Source organism: Paraburkholderia mimosarum LMG 23256 = NBRC 106338 (assembly GCF_000739815.1).
GTDB classification, from domain to species: domain Bacteria; phylum Pseudomonadota; class Gammaproteobacteria; order Burkholderiales; family Burkholderiaceae; genus Paraburkholderia; species Paraburkholderia mimosarum.
The window spans coordinates 1-16,816 of sequence record NZ_BBJJ01000036.1 but is presented as its reverse complement, the minus strand read 5'-3'; the positions used below and the strand labels follow the sequence as shown (position 1 = coordinate 16,816).

At 67.7% G+C, this 16,816-nt stretch carries 13 protein-coding genes; 6 read left to right on the top strand and 7 right to left on the bottom strand.

The window, feature by feature from the left end; genetic code table 11:
* Positions 1-5: 5 nt before the first annotated feature.
* From BMI01S_RS23690 to hpnI, 4 genes are all read right to left on the bottom strand, one after another.
* Positions 6-1,094 (bottom strand): lysylphosphatidylglycerol synthase domain-containing protein, encoded by a 1,089-nt coding sequence (locus tag BMI01S_RS23690; RefSeq protein ID WP_028212116.1) that lies wholly within the window; start codon positions 1,092-1,094, stop codon positions 6-8.
* Positions 1,091-1,996, bottom strand: a complete 906-nt coding sequence (hpnK, locus tag BMI01S_RS23685) for a hopanoid biosynthesis-associated protein HpnK (RefSeq protein WP_036044804.1) — start codon at positions 1,994-1,996, stop codon at positions 1,091-1,093. Before hpnK ends, BMI01S_RS23690 begins: the two co-directional genes overlap by 4 nt.
* Positions 1,996-3,417, bottom strand: a complete 1,422-nt coding sequence (gene hpnJ, locus BMI01S_RS23680; protein ID WP_028212114.1) for a hopanoid biosynthesis associated radical SAM protein HpnJ — start codon at positions 3,415-3,417, stop codon at positions 1,996-1,998. Before hpnJ ends, hpnK begins: the two co-directional genes overlap by 1 nt.
* A gap of 140 nt (positions 3,418-3,557) precedes the next feature.
* Positions 3,558-4,838, bottom strand: coding sequence for a bacteriohopanetetrol glucosamine biosynthesis glycosyltransferase HpnI (gene hpnI / locus BMI01S_RS23675; protein ID WP_407668996.1), 1,281 nt, complete (start codon positions 4,836-4,838; stop codon positions 3,558-3,560).
* 704 nt (positions 4,839-5,542) lie between these two features.
* Between hpnI and BMI01S_RS23670 the strand changes: the two genes are divergently transcribed.
* Positions 5,543-6,622, top strand: a complete 1,080-nt coding sequence (locus BMI01S_RS23670) for an LLM class flavin-dependent oxidoreductase (RefSeq protein ID WP_407668991.1) — start codon at positions 5,543-5,545, stop codon at positions 6,620-6,622.
* A 99-nt stretch (positions 6,623-6,721) separates the two neighbouring features.
* Here BMI01S_RS23670 and BMI01S_RS23665 read toward each other — a convergent pair whose 3' ends face one another.
* A complete protein-coding gene (locus BMI01S_RS23665; RefSeq protein WP_042290776.1) occupies positions 6,722-7,831 on the bottom strand; it encodes an alpha/beta fold hydrolase in 1,110 nt (369 codons plus the stop codon).
* A gap of 417 nt (positions 7,832-8,248) precedes the next feature.
* Between BMI01S_RS23665 and glgC the strand changes: the two genes are divergently transcribed.
* The 5 genes from glgC to BMI01S_RS23640 all read left to right on the top strand — a co-directional run bounded on the left by glgC (position 8,249) and on the right by BMI01S_RS23640 (position 14,300).
* Positions 8,249-9,514, top strand: a complete 1,266-nt coding sequence (gene glgC, locus BMI01S_RS23660; RefSeq protein WP_028212111.1) for a glucose-1-phosphate adenylyltransferase — start codon at positions 8,249-8,251, stop codon at positions 9,512-9,514.
* Between the two features lie 102 nt (positions 9,515-9,616).
* The gene (gene glgA, locus BMI01S_RS23655; RefSeq protein WP_028230776.1) at positions 9,617-11,107 is read left to right on the top strand and encodes a glycogen synthase GlgA; all 1,491 of its coding nucleotides are present in this window, start codon (positions 9,617-9,619) and stop codon (positions 11,105-11,107) included.
* 144 nt (positions 11,108-11,251) lie between these two features.
* Positions 11,252-12,124 carry a pyridoxal kinase PdxY gene (gene pdxY / locus BMI01S_RS23650; protein WP_028230777.1) on the top strand — a complete coding sequence of 291 codons (873 nt, stop codon included), beginning with the start codon at positions 11,252-11,254 and terminating at the stop codon, positions 12,122-12,124.
* Positions 12,125-12,260: 136 nt separating this feature from the next.
* The gene (locus BMI01S_RS23645) at positions 12,261-12,722 is read left to right on the top strand and encodes a hypothetical protein (RefSeq protein ID WP_028230778.1); all 462 of its coding nucleotides are present in this window, start codon (positions 12,261-12,263) and stop codon (positions 12,720-12,722) included.
* 324 nt (positions 12,723-13,046) lie between these two features.
* Positions 13,047-14,300: a branched-chain amino acid ABC transporter substrate-binding protein gene (locus tag BMI01S_RS23640; protein WP_051381395.1), complete on the top strand. Its 1,254-nt coding sequence runs from the start codon at positions 13,047-13,049 to the stop codon at positions 14,298-14,300.
* 7 nt (positions 14,301-14,307) lie between these two features.
* On the opposite strand, the gene BMI01S_RS23635 is transcribed toward BMI01S_RS23640, so the two are convergent.
* The gene (locus BMI01S_RS23635; RefSeq protein WP_154671223.1) at positions 14,308-16,179 is read right to left on the bottom strand and encodes a DUF3857 domain-containing transglutaminase family protein; all 1,872 of its coding nucleotides are present in this window, start codon (positions 16,177-16,179) and stop codon (positions 14,308-14,310) included.
* Between the two features lie 97 nt (positions 16,180-16,276).
* A partial coding sequence (locus BMI01S_RS23630) for a helix-turn-helix domain-containing protein (protein ID WP_042290771.1) occupies positions 16,277-16,816 on the bottom strand: 540 nt, incomplete at its 5' end.

Genomic DNA, 16,816 nt, shown 5'->3' with positions numbered 1-16,816 from the left:
TACCGTCAATGGACGCGGTCGTGCTCGGTGTCCCGCTGCGGGCGGGACGCGTAAGCGGGTGCGCTGGCCACGGCGGGACGCGCCTCGACGGACTGCGCGCCGTGGCTCACGTTGTGGCGCACCGTGCGACGCGTGCGCACGATCTCGGCGACCTGCCAGGAGATCAACGCGAGCACGCCGAACACCACTTCGCGCATGCGTTTGACGAGCGCCAGCGAGAACGCCACCTCCTGGCTCACGCCAAAGAGCTGGGCAAGCAGCACCACGGCGACTTCCTGCACGCCGAGGCCGGCGGGCACCATGAAGGCGGCATGGCGCACGGCCTGCGTGATGGCCTCGATGGCGAGCGCGTCGCCCACCGTGACCGGATGGCCGAGCAGCGCGAGCGCCCACCACGTCTCGAACGCGCCGAGCATGTAGCCGCCGAGCTGCCAGAAGAACGCGCGGAACATGAGGCCGGTGCGCGACATCAGCGCGTCGAGATCGGCGTCGAGCTGCTTGCCGTCGAGACCGGACACGAGTGCGTTTTCGCTGCCGAGCAGACGCGCGGCCCACCGTTCGATCGCATGAAAGACGCCGCCGCGGCGCAGCAGGAACACCGCCAGCAGAGGCAGCGGCGCGGAGAGCACCAGCGCGAGCGCGATCGTGACGATGGTGCGCCACGAGCCGCCATCGCCGATCGCCGCGACGATCAGCACGACACCCAACGCAGAAAACGCGTATTGCACGGCGATCGTCACGAACACCTCCACGATCACCGAAGCCGTGACCTCGCTCGCATTGCGCACCTTCCAGCGCGCGAGGCGAATGCCGACGAGTTCGCCACCCACGCCCACCACGGGCAAGAGCCGGTTCACGGCCTCGCGCACGGTCGCGGTCCACCAGAGAAAGCTGAGCGGCGCGCGCTTGTCGAGCAGAAGGCGCCACGCGTGGGCGTCGAGCAGCAGCGGCAGCGCGTGGAACGGCACGAGCCAGAGCAGCACCGGCCCGGCCGTGCCGATGACGCGCAGCACGTCGTGCGCGCCGTTATGCACGACGAGACCGATCAGGATGGCGATCCCGACCGGCAAGCCGAGCCATTGCAGCCACTTCATGACGCCTGCACCTCTGCGCCATGTGACGCCGCGGAACCGGGGCCTGCGCCGAAAAAGACGTCGGTAAAGCCGCCGCGACGCACGCCCGCCTGCGCGAGCGCTGCCGCCACGCGCGGCGAGATGAGCGCGCCGAACTCGTCCGAATGACGATACGTGCGCATCGACGGCGTGATGGGTCCTTCGTGCGCCTCATCGGCGAGAGCCGGATGGCAATAGATCTCGCCCACGCCGTGCGCGGGCAGGTGCGCGAGCGCATCGAGCACGGTGGCCTCGTCCATGGCGCCCGTCTTCGCGATACCAACCACGTAGTCGTTGTGCGCGACGCCCGCTCGGGCGAGCCGCGCGCGCACGAGCGCGAGCCAGGGCCTGAGCGCGAGCGGCGCGCCCGCTTCGAGCGGCAGACGCATCGCACGCAGACCATAGTCGCGGCCGATTTCGAGGATCAGCGCGAGCACCGTGGGATGCAGATGAAAATGCTTGTGCGTGTTCACGTGATCGAGCGCGAGCCCGGTCGCCGCGAACGCTTCGAACTGCGCGCGAATCTCCTTCGCGAGCTGCCGGCGCACGTGTGGCAGGAAGAAGAAGCGCACGCCATCGCGGACCATGTCGTCGCCGAAGCGCCCCTGGGCATCGACGAGCGCGGGAATCTGCGCGCGCGGCAGCGTCGCCGCGCCGTCGGCCAGCACCAGATGCAGCCCCACGCGCAAGCCCGGCGTGCGCCGCGCGCGCGCCACGGCGTCGGCCGCGGCGGGCGCGGCCACCATCAGGCTCGCGCAGTCGAGCACGCCCTCGCGATGCGCGCGCTCCACCGCGGCATTGACCCGCTCGTGCAGGCCAAAGTCGTCGGCGGTGAAGATGAGCGCGCGCCGGTCCTGCCCACTGCGGCCTGACGACCGGTCCATCATGCCTCGTGCGCGCGCAGGAAGCGGAAGAACTCCACGCCTTCGCGCAGACGGCGCTTCATCATGTCCCAGCTCGTGAGCATCTCGCGCACGATCTCCCAGATCTTCGAAGGCCGGAAATAGAACTGCCGGTAGAACTGCTCGAGGTGGTGATAGATCTCCTCGCGCGACAGATGCGCGTAGCCGATCGCCGCCAGCTGCACGCCTTCCTTGCTCACCAGGTTGATGGTCTTGTTCTCTTCCATCCAGCCATTTTCCACGGCCTGGTTATAGAGCGTCGTGCCCGGATACGGCGCCGCGAGCGACACCTGAATGGTGTGCGGATTGATTTCCTTCGCGTACTCGATCGTCTTCTTGATCGTTTCCTTCGTCTCGCCCGGCAGGCCCAGAATGAAGGTGCCGTGGACCTTGATGCCGAGGCTCTTGCAGTCCGCGCTGAAGCGGCGCGCGAAATCCGTGCGCACGCCCTTCTTGATGTTCACGAGAATCTGGTCGTCGCCCGATTCGAAGCCCACGAGCAAGAGACGCAGCCCGTTTTCCTTCATGATCTTGAGCGTCTTGTACGGCACGTTCGCCTTGGCGTTGCACGACCACGTCCAGCCGAGCTTGCCGAGGCCGACGGCGATGGCTTCGGCGCGCGGCAGGTTGTCGGTGAAGGTATCGTCGTCGAACATGAGCTCCTTGACTTCCGGCATGTTCTCGCGGATCCACTTCGCTTCTTCCAGCACGTTCTCCACCGAGCGCGTGCGGTAGACGTGGCCGCTCACCGTCTGCGGCCAGAGGCAGAACGTGCAGCGCGACTTGCAGCCACGACCCGTGTAGATCGACACGTACGGATAGTTCAGGTAACCGATGAAGTAGTTCTCGATCTTCAGGTCGCGCTTGTAGATCGGCGCGACGAACGGCAGCGAGTCCATGTCCTCGAGCACCGGACGGCCTTCGTTGTGCTCGATCGAGCCGTCCTTCGCGCGCCAGGAAATGCCCTTGACCTCGGCAAGCGGCATGCCCTCGGCGATTTCCTTGCAGGTGAAGTCGAATTCCTCGCGGCAGACGAAATCGATCGCCTCGGTCGCGGTGAGCGAGTTGTGCGGATCGACCTGCACCTTCGCGCCCACGAGGCCAATGACGACCGACGGCTTGCGCTTTTTCAGGTCTTCGCAGAAGAGCGCGTCGGTCGGGAACGACGGCGTGCTCGTATGGATGATGACGAGGTCGTATTCGGCTGCGATCTTGAGCGTCTCTTCCACGGAGAGGCCGTCGGCCGGCGCGTCGACCACGCGGCTGCCCGGCACGAGCGCCGCAGGCTGCGCGAGCCACGTCGGATACCAGAACGAGCGAATCTCGCGCTTTGCCTGATAGCGCGAACCCGCGCCACCGTCGAAGCCGTCATACGACGGGGCCTGCAGAAACAGCGTTTTCATGCGATGAGTGCTCCCGGTACCCTTTTCTTTTTCGGGTGATGATTGATGTGACATTCGATAAATAGTCAGCGCTTAGTAACAGCAACGCAAAAAGCGACGCAACGAGCGAGGCACGCAGCCGCCGCGACAGGCGAACCCGCTCAGCGAGCGTCCGATCCCTCGACGGCGGGCCGCCGCGCGCTCGCAGGCCTCGCCATGGCGGAGGGCGCTTCGGCTTCGGGATTGGCGACGCTCACGCGCACGCCGCGCCAGATCACGTGCGAGCCGAACGCGGCAGACAGCCACTGGAGGGCCAGCAGCAGGTCGCGCAGCGGCACGAGCGGCAAATCGCGCCAGAACGCGCGCCAGCTTCCGCTCGCGCGCGCGTGCAGGATCAAACGCGCAATGATACCCCCAAGCGTGGCCGTGGCCAGTGAAGCCAACGCCGCGCGCGTCGCCGCGCAGGCGCCGACCCCCGCACCTGCCGCGATCACGGCGTAGAACAGCGCGCCCGCCACGAGCCACGGCGTGGGGAATGTGATGAAAAGCGACGCGAAGCCCGCCGGATTCACGGAGCGGATCGTGCGCAGCCAGCGCGTCTCGCGCAGCCAGAGCGAGCTGAAGGTGGGCTCGATCACGTCGGTGGCGACGACCACCGGCGCAAGCACCGTGGCAAGGCCGTGATCGCGTGCGTAACGGGCGAGCAGATAGTCGTCGGCGAGGCAGTCCTTGAGGGCGGCGAACCCGCCGATGCGTTCGAGCGTTGTGCGCGAAAGCGCGAGCGTCGCGCCAAAGCCGAAGGCGCGCGAGCCCGTGGAATGCGCGACCCGCACCGAGGGCGCGAACCATTCGTTGATGAAGAGCGCGCCCACGCGCGGCCAGAAGCCGCCGATGCTGCGCGCGCTGTAAAGACACGTCACGACACCCACGTCCGGGTCGGCGAGCGGCGCGGTGACGATCTCGAGATAATCGGGCTCGACCGCGATATCGCTATCGGCAAGGACGATCGCGTCATAACGCGCGCGCGCCGCGAGATTGATGAGATTGCTCACCTTGAGATTGCTGCCGTGCACGCGCGGGTCGATCACGAGCTCGATGTCGTGGCCCGGATAAGCTGCCTGCAGGCGGCGCACGACGGCAATGGCGGGATCGGCCGGCGACGAAACGCCGAACAGCAACTGAAAGCGCGGATGGTGCTGCTCGCAGAAGGTGGCGAGGTTCTCGTAGAGACGCGGCTCGGCCCCGCACAGGGGCTTGAGCACGCTCACCGGTTGCAGTCGCGCACTGCGCGCGCGGCTCGCCGCCTCGCGCACGAGCGTCGCCGTGCCGAGACGCGGCATGGTGAGCGCGGCGACGAGGCCGTAAAAGGCGGCCACCCCACACAACGCGACCACGAGCCACACGAGCGCCGGCCAGGGCGAAGCGAAAACGAGCGGCGCCATCATGCGATGCCGCCTCGCCGGCTCGCGCGGACGAACCTGCCTCGCGCACAGTCACGGCCAGTCGCACTGCTCGCGCCCATGCTGCCGCTCAGCAAACTGACCCGGATGCGATTGCCGCCGGCGGCGCGCAAGGCGTAATGCTCCTGCGTTGCGCCGACCGGAGCTAGCGTATCGCCACTAACCATTTCCCTGCCCTGAGAATTCAGAAAATAAACCGCGCATCGTAGCCGTCCCATCGAACGGAGGCGCCAAACCGAGGCACTCGATGCCGGTTTGCGCGATGCGACGCAAATTGGATGAAGAATGAATCAGCCGATAACCTGACCACTGCACTTGCCAAGCCTGCTTGCCAAGCCTGGTGGTTCCCCCGATTCAAGCGAAAAATTGTAGCAGCAAGATCGATCGGTTGCTTCCGGCACCCACAGGAAAATGCGTTTCCCGAAATGCAACACCACGAGGGTTTCAATTTTTGAACGGCGCGCTTCCAGCGCTTTTCTGTCTCGAAAAGAATCGGTAAGCAAACGGTAATGCGTGATTCATCGATTTGAATGCAGCCGCGTCCAGAGGCATCTCAATAAAAACCGTTCTCGCCGATGATCAAAATCTTCCCTGATCAAGGCGATCGAGCTTGAATCCACCCCAGCCGCATGGGTTCACGGCGGCCGCCAGCGCGAACGACACCGCTTTGGCACAATGGCCGCACCTTGCGACTGCCTTGCGGGCGCATGCCGGCGCATCGCATGCCCGTCGCTCCTCCCTTCCTGGTCTTGCGCTATTCCATGATCCCTTTCTCCGTCCTCGACCTCTCGCCCGTTCCGGCTGGCTCTCACGCCGGCGCTGCCCTGCGCAACACGCTCGATCTCGCCCAGCACGCCGAACGCTGGGGCTACCAGCGCTTCTGGCTTGCCGAGCACCACAACATGGCGGGGATTGCCAGCGCGGCGACCTCGGTGGTGATCGGCTACGTGGCGGGCGGCACGCAACGCATCCGCGTGGGCTCGGGCGGCATCATGCTGCCGAACCATGCGCCGCTCGTAATCGCCGAGCAGTTCGGCACGCTTGAGGCCCTCTATCCTGGCCGCATCGATCTCGGACTCGGGCGTGCGCCGGGCACGGACCAGACCACGGCGCGCGCACTGCGGCGCGACTTGCAGGGCAGCGCCGACAGCTTTCCCGACGACGTGGCCGAGCTGCAACGCTATTTCGGCGCACCGGTCGAGGGCCAGCGCGTGCGCGCGGTGCCCGGCGCGGGCCTGAACGTGCCGCTCTACATCCTCGGCTCGAGCCTCTATGGCGCCCAGCTCGCCGCGGCGATGGGCCTGCCGTTCGCCTTCGCCTCGCACTTCGCGCCCGACCACCTGCTCACGGCGTTGCGCCTCTATCGCTCGCAGTTCCGCCCCTCGGCGGTGCTCGCCAAACCGCATGCGATGGTGGGTGTGAACGTGTTCGGCGCGCCCACCACAGAAGAAGCGCGCTTTCTCTTCACCTCGCTGCAGCAGCAGTTCGTGAACCTGCGCCGCGGCACGCCGGGACAGTTGCCGCCGCCGGTCGAGCAGATCGAAGCAAGCGAATTCGAACTGGCCGGCGTGTCGCACTCGCTCGCCTGCTCCGTGGTGGGCGATAGCGAAACGGTGCGTGCGGGCCTCGCCTCGGTCATCGAGCAGACTGGCGCGGACGAGCTCATCGTCACCGCGCAGATCTACGACCACGCGGCGCGTTTGCGTTCGTTCGAGATGGCGGCGCAGGCGCGCGACGAATTGAAGGAAACGGCAACGGGAAGGTAACGGCTACGACGATTGGGCGCGGCGATTCCGGCGCGCGCCCGCGCCGATCCAGTCAGGGCGCGCGGCGTCGCTCCGGTGCCCGCTTTCTCAAGTGCGCGCTCAGTGGGAAGCGTTCAGCGCGTCGAGCCCCTGAAGCAGCGCGGCGTGAAATGCCTGCGGATCCTGCATCTGCGGCGCATGGCCCAGATCGGGGAACTCCACGAGTGTCGCGTGGGGAATGGCGCGCTGCGCGGCCTTCGCCAGCGCCGGATAATGGCCGAGCTGCGCGCGCACCTCGGGCGGGGCGAAGTCCTTGCCGATGGCGGTCGTGTCCTTGTCGCCGATCAGCAGCAGCGTCGGCACTTGCAACTGGCCGAACTCGTAGATCACGGGCTGCGTGTAGATCATGTCGTAGAGCAGCGCCGAATCCCACGCCACCTGCGTCTTTCCCGGCCCGCGATACATGCCCGCCAGCATCTGCACCCACGGCTCGTAAGCCGGCCGCCACTGCCCCGCGTAATAGGTGGCCTGCTCGTAGCGGCGAATGCCGTCGGCGCTGGTCTTCAGTTCGCGCGCGTACCAGTCGTCCACGGAGATCGAGGGCACGCCCTTCGCCTTCCAGTCTTCGAGCCCGATCGGGTTCACGAGCACGAGCTGCCCGGTTTCACGCGGATACATGAGCGCGTAGCGAACCGCGAGCATGCCCCCCGTCGAATGCCCGATGATCGTCGCATCGTGCACGCCGAGCGCCGCGAGCAGCGCATGCGTGTTGCGCGCGAGTTGCTGGAAGCTGAACTGGTACGCAGCCGGCTTGCTCGATTTGCAAAAGCCTATCTGGTCCGGCGCGATCACGCGGTAGCCCGCGGCATGCAGTTCGCGGATGGTGGCGTCCCAGGTCGCCCCGCAAAAATTCTTGCCGTGCAGCAGCACCGCGACTCGCCCGTTGGGTTGCTCGGGCTGCACGTCCATGTAGGCCATACGCAGCGTCTGCCCCTGCGAAACGAACGTGAACTCATGCACGGGATGCGGATATTCGAAGCCCTGAAGCTCCGGGCCATAGGCGGGGCCATCGGGCGTTTGCGTCGCGCCCTGAAATGCTGACGCGTCAGATGACGCGGCCGCGCTCGCGGCGGGATCGGCCGCATGCGCGCCGTGACAGAGCCCGGCCGCGACGAGCGCGGCGATGCAAGCGGCGAAACGGACAAGCGTGCGATTCAGGACGGCTCTCATCGACGGGGTGATCGGGCGAAAAGGTGTGGGGCAGCAATCCGGTCGGCGGGGATGCCGCGATTGCGCGGGTGCAGCGAGCGATTCTAGCGGCCCTGAGTCCGCCTCGCGCTTTGCGCGGCCATCACCCGCAAGGCACGCCGTTTGCGCTTCACGAGCGCCTCGCACGAACGCGGCGCGCGCTGGGCAAGTGCAGGCGATTCGCGCTGCGCCCCAATCGGTGCTAGAACAGTCAATGCGGGGCGCGCAAGACGTCCGCGACGAGCGCCAGCTTCATTGCAGCGCACAACGGACGTGCCAGGCGCCCACGGCTTCGGCCAGACGAGAGACGCGACAGGCACGCCACAAAAACGACCGCATCGGCGCCGGCAGGGCAACGCTGGGGCGGTGGCGCACCGGGGGCACAACAAGGAGACGTCCATGGAAACCCCGGCAAGCCTCAACGATCTGCAACGCACCACGCTCGCCATCGTGCTCGCGGGCGGCCGCGGCACGCGCCTCGGCCCGCTCACCAACAAGCGCGTGAAGCCGGCGGTGTACTTCGGCGGCAAGTACCGCATCATCGATTTCGCGCTTTCCAACTGCCTGAATTCGGGCATCCGCCGCATTGCCGTCGTGACGCAGTACAAGGCGCACTCGCTGTTGCGGCACCTGCAGCGCGGCTGGGGTTTCCTGCGCGGCGAGTTCAACGAATTCCTCGACCTGTGGCCGGCGCAGCAGCGCGTGGAAGGCGCGCACTGGTATCGCGGCACGGCGGACGCCGTCTACCAGAACATCGACATCATCCGCTCGATCCGCCCGAAGTACGTCGTGGTGCTGGCCGGCGACCACATCTACAAGATGGACTACACGCGCATGATCGCCGACCACGCCGCAAGCGGCGCCGACTGCACGGTGGGCTGCATCGAGGTGCCGCGCATGGACGCGCGCGCGTTCGGCGTCATGGCCGTCGACGCGACGCGCCGCGTGACCGGCTTCGTCGAAAAACCCGACGACCCGCCCGCCATGCCCGGCCGCCCCGACATCGCGCTCGCGAGCATGGGCATCTACGTGTTCGACACGAACTATCTCGTCCGTCTGCTCGATGAGAACATCGAGCGTTCTGCCACCGATCACGATTTCGGCAAGGACATCATTCCGCGCGTGGTGAGCGACGGCAATGCAATCGCGCATCCGTTCAGCATGTCCTGCGTGTCGTCGGATCCGGCGGCCGAACCCTACTGGCGCGACGTGGGCACCGTCGATGCCTACTGGTCGGCCAACCTCGATCTCGCCTCGACGATCCCCTCGCTCGATCTCTACGACCGCAACTGGCCGATCTGGACCTACCAGGAGCAGTTGCCGCCCGCGAAGTTCGTGCGCGACCTCAACGGCCTGCAAGGCTCGGGCACGAACCTGATCGTGTGCGGCGGCAGCGTGATCTCGGGTTCGCAGATCTCGCGCTCGGTGCTCTCATCGAATGTCGTCGTGCAGTCGTTTTGCAACATTGCGGAGGCAGTCTTGTTGCCGCAAGTGACGGTGGGCGCGAGTTGCCGGCTGCGCAAGGTCGTGGTGGACCGGGGCTGCCGGATTCCCGACGGCACCGTAATCGGCGAAGACCCCGCGCGCGACGGCGAGCGCTTCTATCGCACGGAAAGCGGTGTCGTGCTGGTCACGGGGGAAGCGCTGGCGAAACTGGCTCGCTAGCTGGCTGCGTGGTCCCTGACTCTTTGCCCACGGGTTGCCCGTCCAAAGACGGGCAACGCGCGCCGCCCAATCAAACCTGATCACCGAGAGGACTGACTCCCGATGACCATCCGCGTCCTGCACGTTGCGAGCGAGCTGTATCCGCTCCTGAAGACCGGCGGCCTCGCCGACGTCACCGCCGCCCTGCCCGCCGCGCTGATCGAACAGGGCGCCGATGCGCGCATCCTGCTGCCGGGCTTCGCACCCGTGGCGGCAGGCCTCGCCGACCTGCGCCCTGTCGCGCGCCTCGCGCGCACGTTCGGGGCGCCCGCGGCGACGCTGGAACTCGGCCGCCTGCCCGGCAGCGAGCTCGCCGTCTACATGATCCGCGCCGATGCGTTCTACGCGCGTGCCGGCAACCCCTATCTCGATGCCGAGCACGTGCCCTACGGCGACAACGCACAGCGTTTCGCGCTGCTCGGCTGGACCGGAGCCCAACTCGCGTTGCATCTCGACCCCGACTGGGCACCGTCCATCGTGCAGGCGCACGACTGGCACGCCGGACTCGCGCCTGCCTACCTGCGCGCGGCGGCGCGCGAGCGCGGCGCGAGCCTGGCGCCCGGCGGCGCGCGCTCGATCTTCACGATTCACAACCTCGCCTATCAGGGCATCTTCCCCGCGCAGCAGTTCGACAGCCTCGGCCTGCCGGGCGACTTCTTCGACATGCACGGCGTGGAGTTCTACGGACAACTTTCATTCCTGAAAGCCGGCCTCTATTTCGCCGACAAGATCACCACGGTGAGCCCGACCTACGCACACGAGATCCAGACGCTCGCGCAAGGCGGCGGCCTCGAAGCGCTGCTGCGCGGGCGCGCGCACGATCTCGTCGGCATCCTCAACGGCGTGGACTACGCGGTGTGGAATCCGGCGAACGATGGGGCCATCGCCGCGCGCTTCTCCGCGACGCGGCAGAGCGGCAAGCTCCATTGCAAGGCGGCGCTGCAGGGGCGGCTTAAGCTCGCGCAGAAGCACGACGCCCCCGTGTTCGGCGTGGTGAGCCGCCTCACCGAGCAAAAAGGCCTCGACCTGCTGCTCGCGGCGGTGCCCGAGATCGTCGCGCGCGGCGGCCAGCTCGTCGTGCTCGGCACCGGCGACGCGAGCCTCGAACAGGGTTACCTGCGCGCCGCGCGCCAGCATCCAGGGTCGGTGGCCGTCGAGCTCGGTTTCGACGAGACGCTCGCGCACGAGATCGTCGCGGGGGCCGACGTCATGATGGTGCCGTCGCGCTTCGAGCCGTGCGGCCTCACGCAGCTCTATGCGCTCGCCTATGGCGCGCTGCCGCTCGTGCATCGCGTGGGCGGCCTCGCCGATACTGTCGTCGACGCCTCGCTGGAAAACCTCGCCGATGGCCTCGCCACCGGCTTCGTGTTCGAGCGCTTCGAGCCCGAAGCGCTCAAGGCTGCGATTCGCCGCGCCTTCGCGCTCTATGGGCGCAGCCGCGACTGGCGCGAGACACGCACGCGTGCGATGCGGCAGGACTTCGGCTGGGCCGCATCGGCGCAACGCTACATGACGCTCTATCGCGAACTGGCCGGGCCCAATCCTCCCACGTAGCCCGCCCTGTAGCGGACAGGCGCGCAGGCGAACACCGCGCGCATCCATCGACTGCCCGCAACAAATTCGGTTATCGTTGCTGCACCTGCGTAAAGGCGCGCCGTACGAAGCGCGCCGCAAGCCACAATGAAATCTGGACCGGCCATGAAAAACGTTTTGAGCATCCAGTCCCATGTCGTGTTCGGTCACGCGGGCAACAGTGCCGCGGTGTTTCCCATGCGCCGCCTCGGCGTCAATGTCTGGCCGCTCAATACCGTGCAGTTCTCCAATCACACGCAGTACGGCCACTGGACCGGCACCGCCATCGGCTCGGACGAAGTCATGGATCTCGTCGAAGGCATCGGCGCGATCGGTGTGCTCCCGCGCTGCGACGCGGTGCTGTCCGGCTATCTGGGCGCGCCCGAGCAGGCCCAGGCCGTGATCGACGTGGTGCGCGCCGTGAAAGCCGCCAATCCGCAGGCGCGCTACTTCTGCGACCCGGTCATGGGCACGCTCGACGCCGAGAAGGGCTGCCGCGTGGAGCCAGGCATTCAGGAGTTCCTCGTACGCAACATGCCCGAGGTCGCCGACGCGATGATGCCTAATCACAGCGAACTGCAACGGCTCGTGGGCCGCGAGATCGAGACGGCGGAAGAAGCCGTGCTCGCATGCCGTGAAGTGCTGAGCCGCGGGCCGAAGCTGATCCTCGTGAAGCATCTGCTCGACCGCAACAGCCCCGCCGACCACTTCAACATGCTCGTCGTGACCGAGCGCGAAGCGTGGCTGGGCCAGCGTCCGCTCTATCCGTTCGCGCGCCAGCCCGTGGGTGTGGGCGACGTGACGAGCGCGGTGTTCGTCGCGCGCCTGATGCTCGGCGACTCGCTGCGCCGCGCGTTCGAGCACACGCTCGCGGCCGTGAACGCCGTCGTGAAGGCGACTTACGACGCGGGCCGCTACGAGCTGGAAATCATCGCGGCGCAGGACCAGATCGCGCGGCCGCGCGAATGGTACGACGCCTGGGCCGTCGATGCCGTCTAGGATCTATTCAAGCAGATGACAAGGCCAGGACTGAAGCGGTCCGCGCACGGCCTATAATGCCGAGCGCATAACGAGCGCATGACGCGCGCCGGCAATCCGCGCGGCCGCGGCGCCCACCGCCTTGAGAGAATGACCGATGTCCGATTCGATCCGTAGCGAACAGGAAGAGTATTTCGAGCAGCTTTGCCTTGCCGTCGACGCCGGCGATACCCACGAGCAGGAAGCCATCGAATACTTCGAGGAGCAAAGCCACGAAATCGGCTTCGACGCCGCAGTGTGGCTCGACATTGCGCTCTACCATGCGCCCGACGTCGCGCGCGGCATCATCGACATGGTCGACGAGAGCGACCGCGAGCGCAGCGACATCGCGCAGATTATCGCGGACACGCTCGACATCTCGTACGGCGAGGACGAATGCGAACGCTTCGAAGCGACGATTCGCTTCGCGCTCGCCAATGGCATCCCCATCGATCTCGACGTGCTGCTCGACGGTTGCAACCGCGCGCTCGACGACCTCGAAGACTGGGCGAGCGCCGATACCATGGCGCCGCTCGTGCACCTGCGCGACGCACTCTTCGAGCTTCAGCGGGGCGAGTAGTCTTCCGGTAGTTATCCGCTCATTCCTCTCGTTTCCCGGTCGTTGCGCCCGCGCGGACGCGTCGCGCGACAGCGCAGCGGCAGCCTGCTATATTGCTCGCCAGCCGCGTCGCCTCGAGGGCGCGCGAGCCAGCCGGCGCATCATGGGGAGCCGGCACAAGCACTCCCGCCGCCGCGCGTGGCCACTGCGCGCAGCACGTCCCGGCAAGCCGCAGTCGCAAGCAGAAGACCCGAAGACGAGACGCCCCGCGTGCGCCGCCATGGCCGGCGCGCGGCCCGGCGTATGCACAGAAGAACACCACGCCGCCGCCGCGCAGGAGTCACGATGAGTCTCGCCGCCACGCTCAGAACCGCTGTCGCCAACGCCCTCGGCACCCGCTTCGCCACACCGTGCGACGCCGCCGGAACATTTGGCATATTTAGCGCATTCGGCAAGCGCGCGGCGGCGCTCGTGGCCGTCATCGCCGCGACGTTCGGCGCGCCGGGCTCCGGCAGCAGCGCGCTTGCCGCCGGCCCGCTCGACGTGCGCATCGGCTTCGTCTCGCCGCTCTCGGGCGACGACGCGAATTATGGCCGCGACCTGGAAAACGGCGTGCAGCTCGCCCTCGACGAAGCCAACGCGCAAAGCCTGAAGATCGGCGATCAAACGGCCCACTTCGTGCTCGTGCCTCTGGACGACCGCGCCGACCCCCGCCTCGGCGTCCAGGCCGCCGCGACGCTGGCGAATCAGGGCGTCAACGCCGTGGTCGGCCATTTCAACTCGGGCTCGGCCATTCCGGCCTCGCGCATCTACGAGAGCGCCGGCATCCCGATGATCAGCCCCGCCGCCACCAATCCCGTCATCACGTCGCAGGGCTTCGCCAACACGTTCATGGTGATTGCAAACGACGCGCAGAACGCCGGTGTGGCGGGCGCATGGGCCGTGGACATGATGAAGGCCAAACGGGTGGCCATTGTCGATGACCGCAGCGCGTTCGGCCAGGGCGAAGCCGACGTGTTCGAGCGCACCGTTCGCGAGCACGGCGGCAACGTGGTCGCGCGCGAATTCGCCGAGGGACCCACTAACGACTTCGGCCCGCAACTCGCGAAGATCAAGGCCGCCGACGTGGACCTGCTCTACTTCGGCGGCCTCGCGCGCCAGGGCGCGGCGCTCGTGAAGCAGATGAAGGCGCGCAGCATGCACGCGCAGTTCGTGGGCGGCGGCGGCGTGGCCAACGCCGACTTCACCCAGGCGGCGGGCGCCGCTGGCGAAGGCGCGATGGCCTGGGAGTATGGCCGCCCGCTCGCGCAACTGCCCGAGGGCCCACGCTTCGAGCAGGCCTACAAGAGCCGCTTCGGCACCAGCGTGCTCGCCTACGCGCCGTTCGGCTACGACGCCGCGTGGGCCGCGATCCACGCGATGGTCAACGCGAAATCGGCGATGCCGGACATATACCGCAGTGCGCTCAAGGCGCTCTCCTTCGACGGCGTGACTGGCCGCATCGCCTTCGAGGCGGATGGCTCGCTCAAGAACGGCACCTCCACGCTCTGGCAGGTGAAAAAGGGCGTGTGGGTGCCGCTCATGACGCGCGGCGGCTGAGCGCCGGTCATCGCTCACGCGGCTCGCGCGCTGCGCGCACGACGATCTGCGCGTGCGTATCGCGCTCGATGCGCAAAAGCGCGTCGCGCATCTGCGTGAATTCGTCGGCGCTGCACATCTGGTGGCCAAAGCGCGCCGAGAGCCGCCGCTCGATCTGCAGCGTGCGCGAGGCCGCATCGAACACGTAATGCGACGTGTAGTCGAGAAACGCGTCGTTCACCTGAGCGTCCTTGGGCACGTCGGTCACGCGGGCGAACGCGGGCAGCACGATCTGCGCACTCTCCGAGTACTCGCCGCCGATGCACGCCCACGGCTGCGTGCGGTGCGGCTGCGCGAGCCAGTTGCCGGCCTGTGTGGCGATACCGCCCGTGAAGCTGCTCGTCGCGGGGATCGCGGTCGTGCCGTCGCGCCACACCACGTGATCGAGCGTGCCTGCCATCGTCACCGAAAAGGGGCCGCCGGTCGCGGCCGTGGGGCTCGTGCTCACGCGCGCGGTGCCCGCGAGGCCGCTCATGCGCAGCCGCTGCGCGGCGATCTGCTGCGCCCCCGCGCGCGTCGCGCGGCGAAACGTGTTGCGCTCCGGCTCCGCGCCCGCGCCCTCGTCTTCGACGTAGTAGCTGTAGGCCGCGTCGCCGGCCGGTCCCACGTCGAGTGAGAGGCGCGCGGTGCGCTCGCGCCGCTCGGTCGCTGGCGTGCGCGCGAGCACGCCTTCGTCGACGAGCAATGCGGGCCGGTCCATCGCGCCCGGCGGAAGGTAGCCGAACGCGTAGCCGCCCGACGAAGTGTCGGCGTACACGTCAAGGTCGGGCAGCCACGTAATCGCATGATTGATCGCGTGGGCGCCGTAGCCCGGCACGCTCGGCAGCGTGTACACGGGGCCCAGGTTGAGCAGCACGGCCTCGGCGCGTATACCCGCCGCCGCGAGCAGCGCGGTGAAGAGCGCCACGTGGTCCTTGCAGTCGCCATAGCGGTTGCGCAGGATGTCCGTCACGCGATGGGGCACGGCCGCGGTCTCGCCGAGAAAAAGCGCGACGTAGCGGATATTGAAGCGCACCCAGTCGTAGAGGCGCCGCGCCTTCTCGCGCGGATCGCTCACGCCTGCCGTGAGCGACTGCGCGAGCGCCGCGACGGCCGGATCGGTCGCCGTGGGATCGGCGGCGGCCTCGCGGTAACGCGCCGCGAACGTGGCGAAGTCGGGCACGGTCGAGACCATCAGCCGGTCGCCCCAGTTCACATAGGCCACCGCGCCCGCTTCGAGCGGCGGATAGACGCCATGCCGGTACTCGAACGTGTAGCGGGTGCGGCCGTTCCCGCTCACCGGGGCGAGCGCCGTGTAGCCGCGCGCGTCGGCGTGCAGCGGCAGGTTGGCGGGCAGATCGAAGATCAGACGTTGAAACTCGACGGGGACGCCCGAGTCGGGGGCGCCCGAGTCCGGTTCGCTGGTCGGCTCGACAAAGTACGAGAACGTGCCGGCTTCGAGCGCCTTCGCGCGCCGCTTGGCGAAATGCAGATGCACGCGCGAGCCGACCTGGACGCCCGGGAAAATGACCGTGCGCAGCACGCCGTCCTCGAACGTGGGCGCGCCCGCAGAACGAGGCTCCTGCACGTCGCGAATGCCGCCCGGGCCGACTGCGTGCCTCGTGCCGTCGGGGTCGATCGTCTCGGCCGAGAGCTGCGTGATCGTTTCGATATCCTTATTGAACCAGACATAGCGCTGGGCGATCTGGTCCACGCCGGCGCTGGTGTTCGCGCGCAGCACCGTGTCGTCGTCCTCGACCACCGAACCGTCCTGCTGGACGACGAACAGATGCTCGTCGCGTTCGAGCGTGTAGTGAGGGATGTCGGTTTGCGCAGCGGCGCCGGGGCCTTCGTTGCTCATTTGAGCGCCGGCATCCGCGCTCGCGAAGACAAGAATCAGTGTGAGGCATGACGCGAAGCGCGGGGCGGCACGCCTGAACCCCCTCGTCATGGGCGGCTCAGGCGCGCGCCGCCGCGTGCGCGGGGTTCGGCCATGAAGTGCGCGCGAGATCACGCTCTCGCTGCGCGGCACGCCACGCGCGGGGACTCGCACCGAACTCCGCGCGAAACGCCGCGTTGAAGTTCGACAGATCGTTGAAGCCGCTCGCGAGCGCAATATCGACGATCTTCGCTTCATCGCCGGCGGCGAGGCGCAGCGCAGCGGCACGCAGCCGCGCACGCAGGAGATACTGGTGCGGCGTCACGCCCGCAACGGCCGAGAACGTACGCAGAAAATAGAATTCGCCCACGCCCGCGGCCGCCGCGAGGCTCGCGAGCGTATGCGGCGCGTCTGGCGTTTCGTCGATGAACCGCAGCGCCGCGACCACGCGCGCCGCCGCGGCGGCGCCCGGCTTCGTGGGCGCGAGCGCGTCCTTGCCGCTCGCCACCGCCTGCAAGGTCGCGAGCGCCAGCTCGAGTGCCAACTCGTCCCATGCCCCGCTCGGCGGTCCGGCGCTCGCGGACATTCCCCCACGCTCCACGGCGAGCGCATCGGCGCA